Below are 20,966 nucleotides of genomic sequence, written 5' to 3' on the forward strand. Positions count from 1 at the left end.
GTTGTGGCACAGGAATATAGTGTTGAACAATTAAACTACGGCCGTAAAGTCCATGACTTTATGCGCTGGGACAAGCTGGCCTTTACCCTTTCCGGGCTGCTGCTGATCGCCTCTGTGGTGATCATGGGCGTGCGTGGCTTTAACTGGGGGCTCGATTTTACCGGTGGTACGGTAATTGAAATTACCCTGGAAAAACCCGCCGAGCTGGATACGCTGCGCGGCGCGCTGGAAACATCAGGCTTCGTTGAACCGCAGGTACAGAATTTCGGCAGCAGTCGCGACGTTATGGTCCGTCTGTCGCCGAACGCTGGCAACGCGGGGCAAGAGCTGGGTAATAAAGTGGTTTCGGTGATTAACCAGGCCGCCGGTCAAAACGCCACCGTGAAGCGCATTGAGTTTGTCGGTCCCAGCGTCGGTAGCGATCTGGCGCAGGCGGGCGGCATGGCGCTGCTGGTGGCGCTGATCGCCATCCTGATCTACGTCGGCTTCCGTTTTGAGTGGCGTCTGGCGCTCGGCGCGGTGCTGGCGCTGGCGCATGACGTGGTCATTACGCTCGGCATTCTGGCGCTGTTTCACATTGAGATCGATCTCACCATCGTCGCTTCCCTGATGTCGGTGATCGGTTACTCACTGAACGACAGCATCGTGGTTTCCGACCGTATTCGCGAGAACTTCCGGAAGATCCGTCGCGGAACGCCTTATGAAATCGTCAACGTCTCGCTGACGCAGACGCTAAGCCGCACCATTATGACCTCAGCGACCACGCTGGTGGTGGTACTGATGTTGTTTATTTTCGGCGGCGCGCTGCTGGAAGGCTTCTCGTTAACGATGCTGATCGGCGTCTCGATTGGTACGGTCTCTTCTATCTACGTGGCTTCCGCGCTGGCGCTGAAGCTGGGCATGAAGCGTGAACATATGCTTCAGCAGAAAGTCGAGAAAGAAGGCGCTGACCAGCCTTCGATTCTGCCGTAAGGCAAGGGTAGTCAGCTAAACAAAGGCCGCGTCAGCGGCCTTTTTCACGTTTGCGATACCTCGGGCTTGCCCGTGACCGAGCGGTTAACGGGCTTCACCGGCTGCCGTTGGATCCAGCGGCGCGATCTCATGAACCCGCACGTAACCCAACTGCTGTGGCGACAGGCCGCTCAAACGCAGCGGAACCGGCTGCTCAGCTTTTGGCAGCAGCGTATTACGCACCTCGATGGTTTGCGACAGCGCACCCGCGCTTAGCGGTTTGCCGGTGGCGCTATCCAGTTCGCCCCATTCCACCTGCATACGCAGGTTTTGCAAAGGACGATCGTCCGCTGAACGCAGCGTCAGCAGGGCGCGCGAGCCGCTCGCTTCCGGCTCAATGCGCGTGAGCGTCAGCATCAGCGGCCCAACCTGGCTTTTTAGCTCAGCGCGCGTATTAGCCGCCGGTAGCAGCCATGCGCCCTGATTAGAGTGGCTGTTTAGCTGGTTCTGCCGCTCCAGCGCGCTGGCCTGCCGGGTCAACTGATTGACCTGCTGATTAAGCTGATTAATTTCGCCGTGCAGCGCCTGATTTTTTGCCGGGGAAGGGGCCGCGCAGCCATTAAGCAGCGTCGCGGTCAGTAACGGCAGTAGCAAAAGACCCTTTTTCATTTTCACTCTCCTTTTAATGCTTTATTAACAAGCTTAGGTGAAAGCGCGCAGGAGGGCGAAAAAGCGCGCGAGGCGCACAGAAAAATGCGTTGCCCGCCCGCTGAGGCTTTGGTTGTCAGGGGCTTCAGGGTACACTAAGGTTTAATTTCGTGAAGAATCAGGATATGTCATGCATTGCCCATTCTGTTCCGCCGTGGATACCAAAGTGATTGATTCCCGTCTGGTTGGCGAAGGCACGTCGGTGCGTCGTCGCCGTCAATGCCTGGACTGCCATGAGCGTTTTACCACTTTCGAAGTGGCGGAACTGGTGATGCCACGCGTGATTAAAAGCAACGATGTACGCGAGCCGTTCAATGAGGACAAGCTGCGCAGCGGGATGGTTAAGGCGCTGGAAAAGCGTCCGGTCAGCTCCGATGCCGTTGAAAACGCCATTAGTCATATCAAAACCCAGCTGCGCGCCACCGGCGAACGCGAAATCCCCAGCAAAATGATCGGCAACCTGGTGATGGATGAGCTGAAAAAGCTCGATAAGGTCGCCTATATCCGTTTCGCCTCCGTCTATCGCAGCTTTGAAGATATTCGTGAATTTGGCGAAGAGATCGCCCGTTTACAGGATTAAGCTATGCGTGATGAAGAGTATATGGCGCGAGCGCTGGAACTGGCGCGCCGCGGTCGTTTTACCACTACGCCTAATCCCAACGTCGGCTGCGTGATCGTACGTGATGGCGTTATCGTGGGCGAAGGCTGGCATCAGCGCGCCGGTGAGCCGCATGCGGAGGTGCATGCGTTGCGCATGGCGGGCGAGCGGGCACGCGGCGCGACCGCTTATGTCACCTTAGAGCCTTGCAGCCATTACGGGCGTACGCCGCCCTGCTGCGAGGCGCTGATTGCCGCTGGCATTAGCCGGGTGGTGGCCGCCATGCAGGATCCTAATCCTGAAGTCGCCGGACGCGGGCTTTATCGCCTGCAGCAGGCGGGCGTCGCGGTGAGCCACGGGCTGATGATGGCGGAAGCCGAAGCGCTGAATCGCGGTTTTTTGAAACGTATGCGTACCGGCTTTCCGTTTGTACAGTTAAAACTGGGCGCGTCGCTGGATGGTAAAACGGCGATGGCCAGCGGTGAAAGCCAGTGGATAACCTCGCCCGAGGCGCGCCGCGATGTGCAGCGCCTGCGCGCGCTGAGTTCAGCTATCCTCAGCAGCAGCGCGACCGTGCTGGCTGACGATCCGGCGCTAACGGTGCGCTGGGATGAGCTGGGCGCCGCCACGCAGGCGCACTATAGCGAGGAAAATTTACGCCAGCCGGTGCGGGTGATTATCGACAGCCAGAACCGGGTGACGCCACAGCATCGCCTGCTGCATCAGCCGGGGGAAACCTGGCTGGCGCGCCTGCAAACGGATGATCAGCAGCCCTGGCCGCAGGCGGTGCGGCAGCTACAGGTGCCGCCGCGTGATAACCAGCTCGATCTGGTGTCGCTGATGATGATGTTGGGTAAGCAGCAGATCAATCAGGTGTGGGTCGAAGCGGGCGCTCAGCTGGCTGGCGCGCTGTTAACCGCAGGCGTGGTGGATGAGCTGATTGTCTATCTGGCGCCTAAGCTGCTGGGCGATAGCGCCCGCGGGCTGTGCGCCTTACCGGGACTGAGCGCGCTGCATGATGCGCCGCTGTTTAGCTTCAGCGATGTACGTCAGGTTGGCCCGGATCTCCGCCTGACGCTCAGGCCGGTTTAACGCCCTGCGGAAAAGCGGAAGCAGAGTGCGAAAGAGTGTGATAGAATCCGCCCCCCTGCGGGGCCAATAAGAACCCTGAAAGGAAAATTATGAAAATTATCGAAGCTGCTGTTGCTACGCCGGACGCGAAAGTCGCGATTATCATTGCGCGTTTCAACAACTTCATCAATGAGAGCCTGCTGGATGGCGCGATCGATGCACTGAAACGCATTGGTCAGGTGAAAGAAGAAAATATCACCGTTATCTGGGTGCCGGGCGCCTATGAATTACCGATGACGGCTCGCGCCGTTGCTAATGCCGGAAAACACGATGCGGTTATTGCCCTGGGCACCGTTATTCGTGGCGGCACTGCACACTTTGAATATGTTGCCGGTGAGGCCAGTTCAGGTCTTGCCAGCGTCGCTATGAACAGCGACATCCCGGTCGCCTTTGGCGTCCTGACCACTGAAAATATCGAGCAGGCTATTGAACGCGCTGGTACCAAAGCGGGCAATAAAGGTGCGGAAGCCGCACTGACCGCGCTCGAAATGATTAACGTATTGAAAGCCATTAAAGCCTGATTTTTGTAAGGGGATTTTTGTGAAACCTGCTGCTCGTCGCCGCGCCCGTGAGTGTGCTGTCCAGGCGCTTTATTCCTGGCAGTTGTCCAATAATGACATTGCTGATATCGAATATCAGTTTCTCGCGGAACAGGATGTCAAAGACGTTGATATCAACTATTTCCGCGAGCTGCTGGCTGGCGTTGCGACCAACAGCGCGTACCTTGACGGTTTGATGAAGCCTTACCTGTCGCGTCAGCTGGAAGAGCTGGGCCAGGTAGAAAAAGCCATTCTGCGCGTCTCTCTGTATGAGCTGAGCAAGCGTAGCGATGTGCCTTATAAAGTGGCGATCAACGAAGGTATCGAGCTGGCGAAAGTATTCGGCGCTGAAGACAGCCATAAGTTTGTTAACGGCGTGCTGGATAAAGCCGCTCCGCAAATCCGCCCCAACAAAAAATAAGCAATCGAGGCCGGATGATTTCCGGCCTTTTCTCTTCTGGTACAGCGGAATTTCATTATGTCATGTGGCGAATTTGAACTGATCGCGCGTTATTTTAACCGCGTGACGAGCTCACGTCGCGATGTGGAAAAGGGTATTGGCGACGACTGCGCGTTACTGAACGTGCCGGAAAAGCAGACCCTGGCCATCAGTACCGATACGCTGGTGGAAGGCATCCACTTTCTGCGCGATATCCATCCTGCCGATCTCGGTTATAAGGCGCTGGCGGTCAATCTCAGCGACCTTGCCGCCATGGGTGCCGATCCCGCCTGGCTGACGCTGGCGCTTACGCTGCCGGACGTTGATGAAGCCTGGCTGAAAGCGTTTAGCGATAGCCTGTTTGAACTGCTCGATTATTACGATATGCAATTGATCGGCGGCGATACCACGCGCGGGCCGCGTAGCCTGACGCTGGGTATTCACGGCCTGGTGCCGGTTGGCCGCGCTTTACGCCGCAGCGGCGCGCGTCCAGGCGACTGGATTTATGTTACCGGTTCGCTGGGCGACAGCGCTGCCGGTCTGGCACTGTTGCAGCATCGGGTGCGTATTACCGATCCCGTGGTGCATGAGGCGCTGATTAAGCGCCATCTGCGTCCAATGCCGCGCATTTTGCAGGGGCAGGCGCTGCGTAACCTCGCCAGCGCCGCCATTGATATTTCTGACGGTCTGATTTCCGACCTGGGTCATATTTTGCAGGCCAGCGAATGCGGCGCACGCGTGAATCTCGATGCACTGCCGCTCTCTGCCGTGCTGCGCGATCATTTCGCGCCGGAACAGGCGCTGCGCTGGGCATTAAGCGGTGGCGAAGATTACGAGCTTTGCTTTACCGTGCCGGAAATCAACCGTGGCGCGCTGGATGTTGCGTTGGGCCGCCTGGGCGTGCCCTATACCTGTATCGGTCAGCTGGCGCCGGAATCGGAAGGGCTGGTGCTGTTGCAGGACGGTCAGCCAACGACATTTAATTTGAAAGGATTCGATCATTTTGACGCGCGATAAATACCTGGCGAAGAGCCGCCTACGCATGAGCAACCCGTGGCATCTGCTGGCGACCGGTTTCGGTAGCGGCCTGTTCCCGTGGATGCCAGGCACCATGGGATCGCTGGCCGCGATCCCTTTCTGGTGGTTGATGACCTTTTTACCGGCGGATATCTATTCGCTGCTGGTGATGTTCGGTATCTGTATCGGCGTTTATCTCTGCCACCGTACCGCTAAAGATATGGGCGTTCACGACCACGGCAGTATTGTCTGGGATGAGTTTATCGGCATGTGGATTACGCTGATGGCGATCCCGGTTAATAGCTGGCAATGGGTGCTGGCGGGGTTTGTGGTTTTCCGCGTGCTGGATATATGGAAACCCTGGCCGATCCGCTGGTTCGATCGCAACGTACAAGGCGGGATGGGCATCATGGTTGATGATATTGTCGCCGGGATCCTCTCCGCTGCGCTGCTCTGGTTTATTGGACATCACTGGCCGCTATTCTGATTTAGAAAATACGGCGAAGCTGGTTTTTCCGTATCCCGGATCACGAAACCCACTGCCGCATCGGGCTATAATAAAAAATGTAGACGACCGGTCTAATTGGGTGTAGGGTTAATCTATGAGCACAACATCAGCAGCAAAAAACAGCGGAACCCGACAGAGCATCCTTGATGCGGGTTACCGTACCATGGCGACAAAAGGGTTTTCAGCGGTAGGGTTGAACGAAATCCTGACAGCGGCTTCTGTGCCAAAAGGCTCATTTTATAATTATTTCAGTTCGAAAGAAGCTTACGGAAAAGCGCTGCTGGACTACTATTTTGACGATTATCTTACTGAGATGACCACGCTTTTTGCCCGGCAGGATCTGACGGTGCCGCAGCGGCTGCAAGAGTATTTTCGCCGGTGGCAGGATAATCAGTCATTCGAAAACTGCCAGGGGAAATGCCTGGCGGTGAAACTCGGGGCGGAAGTAGCCGATTTGTCGGAAGCGATGCGCGAATCGCTTAAGCGCGGCACCGCTGGCATTATCCGGCTTTTGTCCGGCGTCATTAAAGAAGGTGTGCAGAACGGTTCGCTACAGCCAGAAGGCGAGCCTGAGATGATGGCCCAGAGTCTGTATCAGCTCTGGCTGGGTTCAAGCGTCATGGTAAAAATTATGCGTGATACTCAACCCTTTGATACCGCCATGGCAACGACCAGACGTTTACTGAACATGACCGTTTAACCGGTTAGCACAATTAAAAAAGCGCCCACGCGGCGTTTTTTTAGGCGTGATTTCAAGACGACCGGTCTACTTTAAAAGAAGTTAATCTAATCAGGAGAGATACCATGAACGTATTAATCGTACTGACCTCACATGACCAACTGGGTAATACCGGCCGTAAAACCGGTTTCTGGCTGGAAGAGCTGGCTGCGCCTTATTACGCTTTTAAAGAGGCGGGCGCCAATATCACCCTGGCCTCGCCGCAGGGCGGTCAGCCGCCGCTGGATCCGAAAAGCAATGAACCTGAGTTTCAGACCGATCTGACCCGCCGCTTCGAAAACGATGCCCAGGCAAATGCCCAGCTTGCGGCCACGGTGCGTCTGGACAGCCTCTCCCAGAGTGATTTCGATACCGTATTCTATCCGGGCGGTCACGGACCGCTGTGGGATCTCGCCGAAGACCTGCACTCTATCTCCCTGATTGAAGCTTTTATCGCCGCCGGTAAACCCGTCGCGCTGGTTTGCCATGCGCCAGGCGTACTGCGTCACGTTAAAGCCGCCAACGGCCAGCCGCTTGTTGCAGGCAAAAAAGTAACGGGTTTTACTAATACAGAAGAAGAGGGCGTTCAGCTGACAGATATCGTGCCTTTCCTGGTGGAAGATGAGCTGAAAAAACTGGGCGGAGTTTACTCGCGTGGCGATGACTGGAGCTCGTACGTAGTACAGGATGGACTGCTGATCACCGGTCAGAATCCCGGTTCTTCAGCCGCAACGGCGGCTCTGCTTCTTAAGCAGTTTGCATAAGAGAAGATAAGCTCAGGGAGGTGACTCCCTGAGCTTAGCGTTAAGGGTAAGAATCGAAGCGCTTATTGCGCCAGCCAGCAGGCGATTTGCTGTTGGATACCTTCGGCATCCAGCTGGTAATCATGGCGAATTTCATCCTGCGTGCCTTGCGGGATAAACAGATCCGGCAGGCCGATATTCAGCACCGGGGCCGTAACGCGCTTCGCCATCAGCAGCTCGTTAACGCCGCTACCCGCACCGCCTTTGATAGCGCCTTCTTCCAGCGTCACCAGCGATTCATGGCTGGCTGCCAGCTCCAGCACCAGCGCCTCATCCAGCGGTTTAACAAAACGCATATCCACCAGCGTGGCGTTCAGCGCCTCGGCTGCCGCCTGCGCTTCCGGCAGCAGCGTACCGAAGTTGAGGATAGCCAGCTTTTCGCCGCGGCGCTTAATCACGCCTTTGCCCAGCGGCAACGAGGCCAGCGGCTGCATAGGCGCGCCGGTGCCGGTACCGCGTGGATAACGCACCGCGCTTGGCCCCGCCTGATAGTGATAGCCGGTATAAAGCATCTGACGGCATTCGTTCTCATCGCTGGGCGTCATGATGACCATGCCCGGAATAGTGCGCAGGAAAGCGAGGTCGAACGCGCCCTGATGCGTTTGTCCATCTGCGCCGACGATACCGCCGCGATCGATAGCAAACAGTACCGGCAGCTGCTGAATCGCCACGTCATGAATCAGCTGATCGTAAGCGCGTTGCAGGAAGGTAGAGTAAATCGCCACAACCGGCTTATAGCCGCCGATAGCCAGCCCGGCGGCAAAGGTCACTGCGTGCTGCTCGGCAATCGCGACATCAAAATATTGGCCGGGATACTGCCGCGAAAAGCCAACCATACCGGAGCCTTCACGCATCGCAGGCGTGACCGCCATCAGCTTGTTGTCGTCGGCTGCGGTTTCACATAGCCAGTCGCCGAAAATGGTGGAGTAAGTGGGTAATCCGCCGGAGCTTTTGGGCAGAGCGCCGCTGGCCGGATCGAATTTCGGCACCGCATGCCAGGCAATAGGATCGTTCTCTGCCGGGGCGTAGCCTTTGCCCTTTTTAGTCATGATATGCAGGAACTGCGGACCTTTCAGATCGCGCATATTGCTGAGCGTATGCACCAGCGTCAGCACGTCGTGGCCATCAACCGGGCCGATATAGTTAAAGCCCAGCTCCTCAAACAGCGTGCCCGGCACTACCATGCCTTTCAGGTGCTCTTCGGTACGCTTCACCAGCTCTTTGATCGGCGGCAGACCGGTCAGCACCTTTTTGCCGCCTTCACGCAGGCGTGCATAGGTTTTACCCGAGAGGATCTGCGCCAGGCGATTATTGAGCGCGCCAACGTTTTCTGAAATCGACATTTCGTTGTCGTTCAGAATCACCAGCAGATCCGCTTTGATATCGCCCGCGTGGTTCATCGCTTCAAAAGCCATACCAGCGGTAATCGCGCCGTCGCCGATAATACAGGCGGTACGTCGGCCCTGGCCCTCTTTGCCTGCGGCCACCGCCATACCCAGTCCGGCGCTGATCGAGGTAGAGGAGTGGCCGACGCTCAGCACGTCATATTCACTCTCTGCGCGCCAAGGAAAAGGATGCAGGCCATTTTTTTGCCGGATGGTGCCGATGCGGTCGCGGCGTCCGGTCAGGATTTTGTGCGGATAGGCCTGATGGCCGACATCCCACACCAGATGATCGAACGGCGTGTTATAGACGTAGTGAAGCGCGACGGTCAGTTCAACCACCCCGAGGCCCGAAGCAAAATGGCCGCTGGAGCGACTTACGCTATCCAGCAGGTACTGACGTAGCTCATCGCACAGTGCCGGCAGCTTCTCTTTCGGCAGTTTACGCAGTTCTTGCACGGTATCGGCAAGCGCCAGCGTCGGGTATTTTGCAGTATCAAAACTCATCAGAGACTCATTGTGGAAGTTATTTATCGCGTTCGATTATGAAGCCTGCCAGCGCATGCAGGGCGGAGGTGTCCAAAGAAAGCGCGGCCAGCTGCTCCAGCGCATCAAGCGCTTCCTGATAGAGGTCCTGCGCTTTCTGACGGGCACTGTCCAGTCCCATCAGGGCCGGGTAGGTGCTTTTGCCGAGATGCTGATCGGCACCCTGCTGTTTGCCTGTGACCGCGGTATCGCCCACCACATCCAGAATGTCATCCTGAACCTGAAAAGCGAGGCCGATGGCGTTGGCATAACGGTCGAGCAGCGGTAAAGCCGCGCGCCCGCGTTCGCCTGCGCTCAGGGCGCCGAGACGGACGGCGGCGCGAATCAGCGCACCGGTTTTGTGACGATGAATTTTTTCCAGCGCCGCCAGATCGATCTGTTGGCCTTCCGCCGCCAGATCCAGCGCCTGACCGCCGCACATGCCAGCCACGCCGCTGGCCTGCGCCAGCTCCGAGATCATCGCAATGCGATCCTGCGGCGTAACGTCGCGCATCGGCGCATCGGCAAGAATAGAAAAGGCCAGCGTTTGCAGCGCATCACCTGCCAGAATAGCGGTGTCTTCGCCAAATTTAATATGACAGGTTGGCTGCCCACGACGCAGGCTATCGTCATCCATGGCCGGAAGGTCGTCATGGATCAGTGAGTAGGCGTGGATGCATTCAACGGCGGCGGCGGGCGCGTCCAGACTATCGGCCTCAACGTGCAGCATATTGCCAACCACATAGACCAGAAACGGACGCAGCCGTTTACCGCCTAATAATGCCCCATATTGCATGGCATTAACCAGAGGAGAACTCTGAAAGGGCAGGGGAGCGATAAAACGCGCGAGCGCAAGGTTTACCCGCTGGTGATAGTGGGCCAGTAATTCAGCAAAATCCATTATTCAGCATCCGGCGTAAAGGGCGTCAGGGCGGCATCTTTATCATCGTTAAGCAGGATCTGGACGCGCTGTTCCGCCTGCTGCAGCGTTTTTTGCCCCACTTTTGCCAGCTGTACGCCGCGCTCAAACTCATTCAGCGCCTCTTCCAGCGGCAAATCGCCACTTTCCAGACGGGTAACGATCTGTTCCAGCTGCTGCAAGGACGTTTCAAAACTAATGGGCTGTTCGGCTTTTTTTGGCATAGTAATTATTGGCTCACAGGTTTTTTATCTATAGCAAGCGGACATGGTAGCCGACTCGAAATGATTAGCAAAATAATGATAGAGCATGACGGTAAAACAGGCAGCTCAAAGACAAAAGTGATATACTGCCGCGCCTCGGAAGCAAAGGACACCGGTTACTTTGCAATTCATTGATTTTATCAGTTAAGTGCCGCTCTTTTTAGCACTTAATTCTCTCAGAGCTGTGCTGCCATGAAGTTTATCATTAAATTATTTCCTGAAATCACCATCAAGAGTCAGTCGGTGCGCTTGCGCTTCATCAAAATCCTTACGGGTAATATTCGTAACGTGCTGAAGGATCTGGATGAAACGCTGGCAGTGGTGCGTCACTGGGATCATATCGAAGTACGCTCCAAAAATGAGAGCCTGCGCGATGTGTACGTTGATGAATTAACGCGTATCCCAGGTATTCATCATGTGCTGGCGGTTGAAGAGCGCACCTGGACCGATATGCACGATATTTTCGAGCAGACGCTGGCCATTAACCGCGAACGCGTTGAAGGGAAAACGTTCTGCGTACGCGTGAAGCGTCGTGGTCAGCATCCCTTTAGCTCGCAGGATGTCGAGCGTTACGTCGGCGGCGGCATTAATCAGCATGTTGCCAGCGCGCAGGTAAAACTGTCGCATCCGCAGGTGACGGTCAATCTGGAAATTGAAAACGATCGTCTGATTCTGGTGACCGGACGTCATGAAGGCCTGGGCGGTTTCCCTATCGGTACGCAGGAAGATGTGCTGTCGCTGATCTCCGGCGGCTTCGATTCCGGCGTCTCCAGCTATATGCTGCTGCGTCGCGGCTGTCGCGTCCATTACTGCTTCTTTAACCTTGGCGGCGCGGCGCATGAAATCGGCGTGCGTCAGGTTGCGCACTATCTGTGGAATCGTTTTGGCCGCTCGCATCGCGTGCGCTTTGTCGCCATTAACTTTGAGCCGGTGGTGGCTGAGATTCTGGAAAACGTGGACGACGGCCAGATGGGCGTGGTGCTGAAGCGTATGATGGTGCGTGCGGCGTCGCAAATCGCCGAGCGCTACGGCGTGCAGGCGCTGGTTACCGGCGAAGCGCTGGGACAGGTATCAAGCCAGACGTTGACCAACCTGCGCCTGATTGATAACGCTTCCGATACGTTGATTCTGCGTCCGCTGATTTCGCATGATAAAGAACATATCATTAATCTTGCGCGCCAGATCGGCACGGAAGATTTTGCCCGCACCATGCCGGAATATTGCGGCGTGATCTCGAAAAGCCCGACGGTCAAAGCGGTGAAGAGCAAGATCGAAGCGGAAGAAGCGAATTTCGATTTCAGCGTGCTGGAGCGCGCGGTGCAGGAAGCGACCAATGTCGATATCCGTACCATTGCGGAGCAGTCGCAAGAAGAGGTGGTTGAGGTTGAAACCGTTGCTTCTGTTTCTGCCAATGAAGCGCTGCTGGATATTCGCTCGCTGGATGAGCAGGAAGTGAAGCCGCTGAAGGTGGATGGCATTGATGTGACGTCGCTGCCGTTTTTCAAACTGGCGACGCAGTTTGGCGATCTCGACCAGAGCAAAACCTGGCTGTTGTATTGCGATCGCGGCGTGATGAGCCGTTTGCAGGCGCTCTATCTGCATGAGCAGGGCTTTAAGAACGTGAAGGTCTATCGCCCTTAATCATCGAAGCAGGCCAGCCGCCCGGCTGGCCTGCTAACGCTTAAAACGGTTCGCGGTAGTCGTAAATGCCCGCCGCCATCACCAGTTGGTCTCCTACCTCCCGCGCTTTTTCTCTGCCGATCAGCAGGTCGATAATCTTGAGTGCGAAATCGATCGCCGTGCCCGGCCCTTGGCTGGTAAGCAAATTAACGCGCGGATCCCAAACAACCCGTTTTTCTACCCATTTTTCCGCCGGGATCGTCTCTTTCAGTCCGGGGAAACCGGTCATGTTGCCTAAAGGAAACAGGTCGTGCGGCACCAGCACCGTGCCGGCCGCGGCGCAGATCGCGGCGACAATGCGGCCGGAGAGGTGAAACTGCCTTACCGTTTCCACCAGCAGCGGGCTATCGCGGAAAGCTTCCGCGCCTTTCAGGCCGCCCGGCAGTACGATAGCCGCAAAGTCCTGATCCGCTACCTCCACCAGCGGGGCATCCGCCAGCAGTCGGACGCCGCGCGAGCAGACGATTTCGCGATTGCCATCGCCGTTGACGCTGGCGGTAGTGACATTAATTCCAGCGCGCACCAGCAGATCGATGGTGGTGACGGCTTCGGTTTCTTCAGTGCCATGTGCCAGGCAGACCAGCACCGATACGTTCGCGTTCATAATCTTGTTCCTTACGCTTAATCAGTTCATAAAGCCGGGCATTTTCCGGCACGGCGATCCCTTGCGCCCGCGCGCGCTTCAGCAGATAACCGGTAATGTATTCAATCTCGGTGCGGCGCTGGGAGCGGATATCCTGCAGCATCGACGAGACGTTTTGCGCGGTGCTGGCAATCACCGAGTGGATATATTCCTGTAGCTGGTCGGCGCTGGTATGCAGGCCTTCGCGCGTCATGACCGCCGCCACTTCGTCACACAGCAGCGTGATTTGCTGCGGCCAGGCGGCCAGCTCGCCGTTTAAGCAGTCATGAATCGCGCTCAGGGGGTTGATAACGCAGTTAACCGCCAGCTTTTGCCAGCAGGCAGCGGAGACATCATTATGCCAGGCGACGTCCGGCAGCGCCTGGTGCAGCATCTCTGCCAGGTCGCTTAGCGCTGCGCTGTCGGCGGAACCGGGCCCGATATGCGTGGTGCCGCCCGCAACGTGCAGAATCACCGTGCCGTCATGTTTCGCCGCATGGGTGGTGACGCCGCGTAGTAACGGCTGCGTCAGGCCTTTTAGCTCTTCCAGCGTACCCATGCCGTTATGCAGCAGCAGTAGCGGGCAATCTGGCGGCAGCAGGCTTTGCAGGTTTTTTACCGCACCGGAAACCTGCCAGGCTTTTACCGTTACCAGCAGGAGATCGCACTGGCTAAGAAACAGCGGATCGTTGGCGATAAAGGTTTTATTTACCACCGAACCGTCGGTATCAATAACGTTTACCGAACACCAGGGCTGGGGAACGCGTAGCCAACCCTGCACTTCATGTCCCTGTCGATCGAGCGCCGCCAGCCAGAGCTGGCCGAGCGCGCCGCAACCCAGTACCGTAATTTTCATGCGTCCTCCCGCAGGCGTTTCGGAGCCTTACCGGCGAGTTAATGGAGTATGTTTAAGGGCTATTTTCCTTGCCCTGCACAAGCAGGTATTATGCCTGTCACTTTCGAGTCTGGAGAAAAAAATTATGCCATCTTTCGATATCGTTTCAGAAATCGACATGCAGGAAGTCAAAAACGCGGTGGAAAACGCCACGCGTGAGCTCTCTACCCGGTTTGACTTCCGTAACGTGAGCGCCAGCATTGAGCTGAATGAAAAAGCGCAGACGATTAAGATCACCACCGAGTCCGATTTTCAGGTGAAGCAGCTGGTGGATATTATGCGTGAAAAGTTGCTTAAGCGTGGTATTGAGGGTGCGGCGCTGGACGTGCCGGAGCAGATTGAGCATAGCGGTAAGAGCTGGAGTGTGGATGCCAAACTAAAGCAGGGCATTGAGAGCGATATGGCGAAGAAGATCGTTAAGCTGATTAAAGACAGTAAGCTGAAGGTGCAGCCGCAGATTCAGGGAGAAGAAGTGCGCGTGAACGGTAAGTCGCGTGACGATTTGCAAAGCGCGATGGCGCTGGTGCGCAGCGGTAATCTGGGGCAGCCGTTCCAGTTTAAAAATTTCCGCGATTAATCGGTGCCCTCCCGGAAAGGCCGGTCCGATCGTAAAGACGCAAAAGACGTCATCCCTGACGGCTCGGCCCGCGCCATCCCTGACGCGGGACGCTTTACTCTTTGGTCCGGCCTTTCCGTGCCTGAGCTTCGGTGATGTTTGCTACGGTGCCCACCCGGAAAGACCGGCCCGATCGTAAAGATGCAAAAACGTCATCCCTGACGGCTCGGCCCGCGCCATCCCAGGCCGCGGGACGTTTTACTCTTTGGTCCGGCCTTTCCGTGCCTGAGCTTCAGTGATGTTTGTAAGCCGTTAAGCCTGCGGTGAAGCGTTATGCGCTGGCGAGCAGGGCTTCCAGTTCAACCCGACTGGTAACCTTGCTGTCAATTTTGATATAAGCGCTGCGCTCTTCAGGTACGATAAACACGGAAGAGACGCCGCGCTGCGCTTTGAGTTTTTGCTCAAGGCGCGGGTCGTTCAGCGCATTTTCGCTCAGCACGATGCGCAGGCTGCTGACGTAAGGCGGCTCCTGCATGGTGCAGCTGAGTAATAGCCACAGCGTGGCGACAATCGCCCCCAACAAAAATACCGTCTGCGCATCAAACTGATCAAACACCCAGCCGCCCATGCTGCCGCCTATCGCCACCCCCAGGAACTGGCTGGTGGAATAGATGCCCATTGCGGTGCCTTTATAACCGGCCGGTGACTCTTTGCTGATTAACGAAGGCAAAATAGCCTCCATCAGGTTAAAGGCGAGGAAAAACAGCTGTACGCCAATCACCAGCGTCCAGAAATGATTGCCGGCACCCCAAAGCACCACTTCGGCAATAAGAATGAGTGCGACGCAGCAGATAAAAACGCGCTTCATGCGGCGTTTCACTTCGGCATAGATGATAAAGGGCACGACGGCCACGAAAGCGACCAGCATGGTAACCAGATAAATTTTCCAGTGCTGCTCCGCCGGGAAACCCGCCTGTTCAAACTGGCCCGGCAGGGCGACAAAGCTCGACATCAGCAGAACATGCAGGCAGAGAATGCCGATATTCAGCTTTAACAGGCGCGGCTGCATCAGCACTTCACGAATGCTGCTTTTAACCATCCCTGATTCACGGTTCAGCACATGATGCGGCGCAGCAGGCACCACCAGCAGCGTAATGATAATGCCACAGCTGGCCAGGATCGCGATCATCCAGAACAGCGCATGCAGGCCAAGCGCATGGGTAATAATCGGGCCCAGCACCATAGCGATAGCAAAGGTCACGCCGAAACTGATGCCGATAAAGGCCATCGCTTTGGTGCGGTTTTGCTCACGCGTCAGATCCGAAAGCAGCGCCATCACGGCGGCGGCAATCGCACCAGAGCCTTGCAGAGCACGACCAAGAATCACGCCCCAGATAGAGGTGGTGCTGGCGGCGATCACGCTGCCCAGGACAAATACCAGCAGCCCGCCGACAATTAACGGCTTACGCCCGATACGATCGGAAAGCAGGCCAAAGGGTATCTGGAAAATCGCCTGCGCCAGCCCATAAATACCAATCGCCAAACCAATAAGCGCTTCGCTGGCGCCCTGTAATGCCATGCCGTATGTGGTGAGCACTGGCAACACCATAAACATGCCCAACATACGTAAAGAAAATACGGTGCCTAAACCCCAGGTCGCGCGCAGCTCAACCGGTGTCATTTTGTTATCGTTCATTGCAACCTCAATATGATGACTGACGCTATTTTAAGGAGCAGGGCAGGGCGGGTAAAACGGAAGTTTTTAAACAGTCGTAACAAAAAGAAAGGGCGCAATATGCGCCCTTAGTGATGTTGCTTACGATTAGCGTACGTAAGTCAGCAGATTCTGCGACGTCGGTGCCATAAAGTCGACCGACATCATCACGCTTAGCGCCGTGATAGCGACGATAGAGAACACAAACAGTTTACGCGCCCAAACACGATCGTTTGAGGTTTTGTAACCTGAAAGCGCCATACCCAGCCACCAAACGCTTACTGCCGCCGCAACCACCAGATATTTGTAGCCAGCGTAGCCGCCCAGCGTCAGCATCAGCGTGGCAATCATAAACGCCAGGATATAGAGCGTAATATGGTTTTTCGCCACGGAAATGCCTTTCACTACCGGCAGAACCGGAATATTCGCTGCCTGGTAATCTTTAAAGCGGAAGATCGCAATCGCATAGGAGTGCGGCATCTGCCACAGGCTAAAGATCGCCAACAGGATCAGCGCGCCAGCATCAAACTCGTTAGTCACTGCGCAGTAGCCGATGACCGGCGGCGCAGCGCCGGACAGACTACCAATCAGCGTACCGTAGACTGATTTACGCTTCATATAGAGGCTGTAAATGCCGACGTATACCACGAAGCCCATGACCGCCAGCCACATGGCCAGCGGGTTTGCTCCGAAATACAGCAACGCAAAGCCAGCAATACCTAATGCGGTTGCATAAACCAGGGTTACTTTCGGAGAGATGAGGCCTTTTACCAGCACTCGATTCTTGGTTCTCTCCATTTTTCTGTCGATGTCGCGGTCGATAAAGTTGTTGTAAACACAACCTGATGCGACCACCAGCGAGACACCAACGAGGGCGGTGAGAAACAGGGTGTAATCAATACTGCCTTTCGAAGCCAGCAGAAAACCCCCGATAACAGAAATTAAATTCCCGAAAATAATTCCTGGTTTTGTTACTTGCAGGTATTGCTTAATCATCACGAGCGACTCTTTAGTGGGACATCATCATGTTGTAGTTGAGGTTCCACATGATCCACAGCGAGCCGACGACGACAATCAGGATAATTATGGCGGAGAAGACAATCGCCACAAAGTTCCAGCCGCCTTCAGATTTGGTATCTAAGTGCAGGAAGAAGATCAGGTGAACAACAACCTGAACGACCGCACACACCAGAACCACGCCAAGGATTGTGCCATGCGAAGCGCCGCCATCCATTACCATCCAGAACGGGATAGCCGTCAGGATGATAGAAAGGATGAAGCCAATCATGTACGACTTCACGCTACCGTGAGATGCGCCATGTTCGTTAACAGAATGACTCATTACATGGCTCCCATCAGATAGACAACGGTAAATACGCAGATCCAAACCACATCCAGGAAGTGCCAGAACAGGCTCAGACACATTACACGTGCACGGTTAGTTGCAGTCAGACCATTTTTAGCAATCTGGAACATCAGAACCAGCATCCAGATCAGACCAGAAGTCACGTGCAGACCGTGGGTACCCACCAGCGTAAAGAAGCCGGAGAGGAAGCCGCTGCGATCCGGGCCGAAGCCTTCTGCGATCAGATGATGGAATTCATAGATTTCCATCGCGATAAAGCCAAGACCGAACAGGAAGGTCAGCGCCAGCCAGCGGTTAACCGCGCCTTTGTGACCATTGTTCATGCCGATAACGGCCATACCATAAGTAATGGAGCTCAACAGCAGCAGGGCGGTTTCGACCAATACGAACGGCAGTTCGAAAATGTCTTTACCTGCCGGGCCACCGGCAGTGTTGTTGACCATAACTGCATAGGTCGCAAACAGCGTTGCGAAGATAATGCAGTCGCTCATCAGGTAGATCCAGAAGCCAAAAACCTTGTTGGCTCCTGCATCGTGATGCCCATGCTCCGCATGGGCGTCGTGCTGTTTAGAGAGTGTTTGTGCCATTATTTCAGACCTGCTTTGCTGATATCTTTGAAGTGCTGATTCTCAATTGCTTCGACCTCTTTGACCGGAACATAGTAATCAACGTCTTCATCGAAGCTTTTAACAATCCAGCTAACAATCATCGCCACGAAGGACAGACCCATCAGCCACCAGATATGCCAGATGGCAGCGAAACCAAACACCGTAGCGAACAGAGCGATAATCAGGCCCGCGCCGCTGTTTTTCGGCATGTGGATCTCTTCATAATGAGCAGGTTGCTTATACGCTTCGCCTTTTTCTTTCATTTCCCAGAAGGCATCACGCTCATTGATGTGCGGAACCACTGCGAAGTTATAGAACGGCGGCGGAGAAGAAGTAGACCACTCCAGCGTACGGCCACCCCACGGGTCACCGGTCAGGTCGCGGTTCAGATGACGATCGCGAACAGATACCCAGAACATGATGACCTGGCTAATAATACCCAGACCAATCAGCACCGCACCAACCGCTGCAATCACCAGCAGAGAGTGGAACTGCGGATCGATGTCCTGGCTCAGACGACGGGTCATACCCATAAAGCCCAGCACGTACAGCGGCATAAAGGCGGTGAAGAAGCCAATAATCCAGAACCAGAACGCGCGTTTACCCCAGGTTTCGTTCAGGGTGAAACCAAATGCTTTCGGGAACCAGTAGGTCACACCGGCCATACAACCGAACACCACACCACCGATAATTACGTTATGGAAGTGCGCGATCAGGAACAGACTGTTGTGCAGTACGAAGTCCGCACCCGGCACCGCCAGCAGAACACCGGTCATACCACCAACAGAGAAGGTGACCAGGAAGCCTACGGTCCACAGCATGGCAGAGTGCATCTGAATGCGGCCCTGGTACATGGTGAACAGCCAGTTAAAGATCTTAACGCCGGTCGGGATGGCGATAATCATCGTCATAATGCCGAAGAAGGCGTTAACGTTCGCGCCCGCACCCATGGTAAAGAAGTGGTGCAGCCAAACGATAAAGGAAAGTACGGTAATAACCACGGTTGCCCACACCAGCGAGGTGTAGCCAAACAGGCGTTTTTTCGAGAACGTCGCAACCACTTCTGAGAACACGCCGAATACCGGCAGAACCAGAATGTATACTTCCGGATGACCCCATACCCAGATCAGGTTGACATACATCATCATGTTGCCACCCATATCATTGGTAAAGAAATGGAAGCCCAGATAACGGTCAAGGGTCAACAGCGCCAGCGTAACGGTCAGTACCGGGAACGCCGCGATGATCAGCACGTTAGTACACAGCGATGCCCAGGTGAATACCGGCATTTTGAACATGGTCATGCCCGGCGCACGCATTTTCAGGATAGTAACGAAGAAGTTAATACCCGTTAATGTCGTACCGATACCGGAAAGCTGCAGGCTCCAAATCCAGTAATCTACCCCGACGCCCGGACTGTACTCCGCGCCTGACAGCGGCGGATAAGCCAGCCAACCGGTCTGAGCAAATTCACCTACGCCCAGAGACAGGTTAACCAGGATCACACCAACGGCGGTGAACCAGAAGCTCAGGTTATTAAGGAAAGGGAACGCCACGTCGCGCGCGCCGATCTGCAGAGGAACAGCGATGTTCATCAGACCAACCACGAACGGCATCGCTACGAAGAAGATCATGATAACGCCGTGGGCGGTAAAGATCTGATCGTAGTGGTGAGGCGGCAGGAAGCCCGCTTCCCCGGCAGAGGCCAACATCTGCTGGCCACGCATCATGATGGCGTCGGCAAAGCCACGCACCAGCATAACGAATGCCAGGATCACATACATGATACCCAGTTTTTTGTGGTCGACTGAGGTCAGCCATTCCGTCCACAGGTATTTCCACTTACCGAAGTAAGTCAGCGCAGCGACAAGCGCCAGACCACCAAGAATGATGGCGGCGACCGTAACCATGATAATCGGCTCATGATACGGCACTGCATCCAGTGTTAATTTTCCGAACATCGTATTATTCCTCGACTCCCGCGTGAGAGGCTTCACCCATGTCCATGCCTTCGTGACCTGACATGTCCATCTTCTCGTGCGTCATGAATTTGCCAATAACCTGCTTGAACAATTCAGGATTCGCATTACCGAAGTACTCAACCGGATGATTTTCGCTTGGCGCTGCCAGTTTCTCGAACTCATCCATGGTGGTTAAAGTGTTTGGTGCCTGCTTCGCTTTGGCTACCCATTGCTCGAAGCTTGCCTGATCGGGCGTAGCGATAGCGTTAAACTTCATTCCAGAGAAACCACGGCCGCTAAAGTTAGACGAGATGCCCTTAAAGGTACCCGGCTCATTAGCAATCAGATGCAGTTTGGTCTGCATACCCGCCATCGCATAGATCTGGCTGCCAAGGGTTGGAATGAAGAAAGAGTTCATAACGGAGTTTGAGGTGATTTTGAAGCTCACCGGCGTATTCGCTGGGAACGCAATCTCATTAACCGTTGCAATACCCTGCTCCGGATAGATAAACAACCATTTCCAGTCCAGTGCAATAACGTCGATCTCAACCGGTTTCACGTCAGAAACCAGCGGTTTGCCAGGTTCCAGCGCGTGGGTTGATTTCCAGGTCAACACGCCAAGGAAGACAATGATCAGGATCGGAACGGTCCAGACCACCGCTTCCACTTTATTGGAGTGGGACCAGTTAGGGCTATATTTTGCATTAGTGTTGGACGCACGATATTTCCATGCGAACACCACGGCCATCAGAATTGCGGGTATAACAACGATCAACATCAAGCCAAAGGCTGTCAGTATCAGCGAACGTTGCTCCATTGCAACCTGTCCTTTGGGATCTAACAACGCACTATCACAGCCACTTAACAATAAAGTGCCTGCAATTAATGACAAAATCCCCAAACTTTTATTGTATTTCCTGAGTCTCATTTAACGACCTCAATGACAAGGGCTCTATTGTCGTTTAAGTGTGGCGGCATTTTACGGGAAGGTTTATGCAGTGTAAACCAGCTTAAGAACGTGTCAGAACTGTGTTGACACCTTTTGCCAAGGGTGTCACATCTG

At 55.0% G+C, this 20,966-nt stretch carries 23 protein-coding genes; 11 read left to right on the forward strand and 12 right to left on the reverse strand.

Translation table 11 applies throughout. From position 1 onward, the window contains the following. Positions 1 to 3: 3 nt before the first annotated feature. Positions 4 to 972 carry a protein translocase subunit SecF gene (secF, locus tag J2X14_RS13450; protein ID WP_352411702.1) on the forward strand — a complete coding sequence of 323 codons (969 nt, stop codon included), beginning with the start codon at positions 4 to 6 and terminating at the stop codon, positions 970 to 972. Positions 973 to 1,056: 84 nt separating this feature from the next. Here the strand turns inward: secF and J2X14_RS13455 are convergent, their stop codons facing one another. Next, positions 1,057 to 1,620 (reverse strand): DUF3251 domain-containing protein, encoded by a 564-nt coding sequence (locus J2X14_RS13455; RefSeq protein WP_352411703.1) that lies wholly within the window; start codon positions 1,618 to 1,620, stop codon positions 1,057 to 1,059. A 169-nt stretch (positions 1,621 to 1,789) separates the two neighbouring features. On the opposite strand from J2X14_RS13455, the gene nrdR reads away from it, so the two are divergent. The 8 genes from nrdR to J2X14_RS13495 all read left to right on the forward strand — a co-directional run bounded on the left by nrdR (position 1,790) and on the right by J2X14_RS13495 (position 7,373). Further along, entirely contained in the window at positions 1,790 to 2,239 is a 450-nt protein-coding gene (gene nrdR, locus J2X14_RS13460; RefSeq protein WP_038627640.1) for a transcriptional regulator NrdR, read from the forward strand. A 3-nt stretch (positions 2,240 to 2,242) separates the two neighbouring features. Next, a complete protein-coding gene (ribD, locus tag J2X14_RS13465; protein WP_352411704.1) occupies positions 2,243 to 3,349 on the forward strand; it encodes a bifunctional diaminohydroxyphosphoribosylaminopyrimidine deaminase/5-amino-6-(5-phosphoribosylamino)uracil reductase RibD in 1,107 nt (368 codons plus the stop codon). Positions 3,350 to 3,438: 89 nt separating this feature from the next. Further along, positions 3,439 to 3,909 carry a 6,7-dimethyl-8-ribityllumazine synthase gene (gene ribH, locus J2X14_RS13470; protein ID WP_352411705.1) on the forward strand — a complete coding sequence of 157 codons (471 nt, stop codon included), beginning with the start codon at positions 3,439 to 3,441 and terminating at the stop codon, positions 3,907 to 3,909. Between the two features lie 19 nt (positions 3,910 to 3,928). After that, positions 3,929 to 4,348: a transcription antitermination factor NusB gene (gene nusB, locus J2X14_RS13475; protein ID WP_085067732.1), complete on the forward strand. Its 420-nt coding sequence runs from the start codon at positions 3,929 to 3,931 to the stop codon at positions 4,346 to 4,348. Positions 4,349 to 4,405: 57 nt separating this feature from the next. Then, entirely contained in the window at positions 4,406 to 5,383 is a 978-nt protein-coding gene (gene thiL, locus J2X14_RS13480; RefSeq protein WP_352411706.1) for a thiamine-phosphate kinase, read from the forward strand. Next, positions 5,364 to 5,870: a phosphatidylglycerophosphatase A gene (pgpA, locus tag J2X14_RS13485; RefSeq protein WP_352411883.1), complete on the forward strand. Its 507-nt coding sequence runs from the start codon at positions 5,364 to 5,366 to the stop codon at positions 5,868 to 5,870. The genes thiL and pgpA overlap by 20 nt, the downstream gene beginning before the upstream one ends. Before the next feature lie 115 nt (positions 5,871 to 5,985). Continuing rightward, entirely contained in the window at positions 5,986 to 6,591 is a 606-nt protein-coding gene (locus J2X14_RS13490) for a TetR/AcrR family transcriptional regulator (RefSeq protein ID WP_352411707.1), read from the forward strand. A 104-nt stretch (positions 6,592 to 6,695) separates the two neighbouring features. Next, positions 6,696 to 7,373 (forward strand): type 1 glutamine amidotransferase domain-containing protein, encoded by a 678-nt coding sequence (locus tag J2X14_RS13495; RefSeq protein ID WP_352411708.1) that lies wholly within the window; start codon positions 6,696 to 6,698, stop codon positions 7,371 to 7,373. A 62-nt stretch (positions 7,374 to 7,435) separates the two neighbouring features. Here J2X14_RS13495 and dxs read toward each other — a convergent pair whose 3' ends face one another. The 3 genes from dxs to xseB are packed head-to-tail and all read right to left on the reverse strand — an operon-like array spanning position 7,436 to position 10,462. Continuing rightward, positions 7,436 to 9,301, reverse strand: a complete 1,866-nt coding sequence (gene dxs / locus J2X14_RS13500; RefSeq protein WP_352411709.1) for a 1-deoxy-D-xylulose-5-phosphate synthase — start codon at positions 9,299 to 9,301, stop codon at positions 7,436 to 7,438. A gap of 19 nt (positions 9,302 to 9,320) precedes the next feature. Beyond that, positions 9,321 to 10,220: a (2E,6E)-farnesyl diphosphate synthase gene (gene ispA / locus J2X14_RS13505; protein WP_352411710.1), complete on the reverse strand. Its 900-nt coding sequence runs from the start codon at positions 10,218 to 10,220 to the stop codon at positions 9,321 to 9,323. Beyond that, positions 10,220 to 10,462, reverse strand: a complete 243-nt coding sequence (xseB, locus tag J2X14_RS13510; protein WP_085067726.1) for an exodeoxyribonuclease VII small subunit — start codon at positions 10,460 to 10,462, stop codon at positions 10,220 to 10,222. The genes ispA and xseB overlap by 1 nt, the downstream gene beginning before the upstream one ends. Positions 10,463 to 10,693: 231 nt before the next feature. On the opposite strand from xseB, the gene thiI reads away from it, so the two are divergent. Then, positions 10,694 to 12,142 carry a tRNA uracil 4-sulfurtransferase ThiI gene (gene thiI / locus J2X14_RS13515; RefSeq protein ID WP_352411711.1) on the forward strand — a complete coding sequence of 483 codons (1,449 nt, stop codon included), beginning with the start codon at positions 10,694 to 10,696 and terminating at the stop codon, positions 12,140 to 12,142. 40 nt (positions 12,143 to 12,182) lie between these two features. On the opposite strand, the gene yajL is transcribed toward thiI, so the two are convergent. Further along, on the reverse strand, positions 12,183 to 12,785 hold the full coding sequence (yajL, locus tag J2X14_RS13520) for a protein deglycase YajL (RefSeq protein WP_352411712.1): 603 nt from the start codon (positions 12,783 to 12,785) through the stop codon (positions 12,183 to 12,185). After that, positions 12,739 to 13,659, reverse strand: coding sequence for a 2-dehydropantoate 2-reductase (gene panE, locus J2X14_RS13525; protein WP_352411713.1), 921 nt, complete (start codon positions 13,657 to 13,659; stop codon positions 12,739 to 12,741). Before panE ends, yajL begins: the two co-directional genes overlap by 47 nt. A gap of 124 nt (positions 13,660 to 13,783) precedes the next feature. Between panE and J2X14_RS13530 the strand changes: the two genes are divergently transcribed. Continuing rightward, on the forward strand, positions 13,784 to 14,275 hold the full coding sequence (locus J2X14_RS13530; RefSeq protein WP_352411714.1) for a YajQ family cyclic di-GMP-binding protein: 492 nt from the start codon (positions 13,784 to 13,786) through the stop codon (positions 14,273 to 14,275). Positions 14,276 to 14,585: 310 nt separating this feature from the next. On the opposite strand, the gene J2X14_RS13535 is transcribed toward J2X14_RS13530, so the two are convergent. The 6 genes from J2X14_RS13535 to cyoA all read right to left on the reverse strand — a co-directional run bounded on the left by J2X14_RS13535 (position 14,586) and on the right by cyoA (position 20,831). Beyond that, the gene (locus tag J2X14_RS13535) at positions 14,586 to 15,950 is read right to left on the reverse strand and encodes an MFS transporter (protein ID WP_352411715.1); all 1,365 of its coding nucleotides are present in this window, start codon (positions 15,948 to 15,950) and stop codon (positions 14,586 to 14,588) included. A gap of 126 nt (positions 15,951 to 16,076) precedes the next feature. Further along, entirely contained in the window at positions 16,077 to 16,964 is an 888-nt protein-coding gene (cyoE, locus tag J2X14_RS13540; RefSeq protein ID WP_352411716.1) for a heme o synthase, read from the reverse strand. A 13-nt stretch (positions 16,965 to 16,977) separates the two neighbouring features. Next, positions 16,978 to 17,310, reverse strand: a complete 333-nt coding sequence (locus J2X14_RS13545; RefSeq protein WP_352411717.1) for a cytochrome o ubiquinol oxidase subunit IV — start codon at positions 17,308 to 17,310, stop codon at positions 16,978 to 16,980. Next, positions 17,310 to 17,921 (reverse strand): cytochrome o ubiquinol oxidase subunit III, encoded by a 612-nt coding sequence (locus J2X14_RS13550; protein WP_502890009.1) that lies wholly within the window; start codon positions 17,919 to 17,921, stop codon positions 17,310 to 17,312. Before J2X14_RS13550 ends, J2X14_RS13545 begins: the two co-directional genes overlap by 1 nt. After that, positions 17,921 to 19,903 carry a cytochrome o ubiquinol oxidase subunit I gene (gene cyoB / locus J2X14_RS13555; protein WP_352411718.1) on the reverse strand — a complete coding sequence of 661 codons (1,983 nt, stop codon included), beginning with the start codon at positions 19,901 to 19,903 and terminating at the stop codon, positions 17,921 to 17,923. Before cyoB ends, J2X14_RS13550 begins: the two co-directional genes overlap by 1 nt. 4 nt (positions 19,904 to 19,907) lie before the next feature. After that, positions 19,908 to 20,831 (reverse strand): cytochrome o ubiquinol oxidase subunit II, encoded by a 924-nt coding sequence (cyoA, locus tag J2X14_RS13560; protein WP_352411719.1) that lies wholly within the window; start codon positions 20,829 to 20,831, stop codon positions 19,908 to 19,910. Positions 20,832 to 20,966: the final 135 nt, after the last annotated feature.

Source organism: Mixta sp. BE291, assembly GCF_031457955.1.
Classification (GTDB): Bacteria; Pseudomonadota; Gammaproteobacteria; order Enterobacterales; family Enterobacteriaceae; genus Mixta.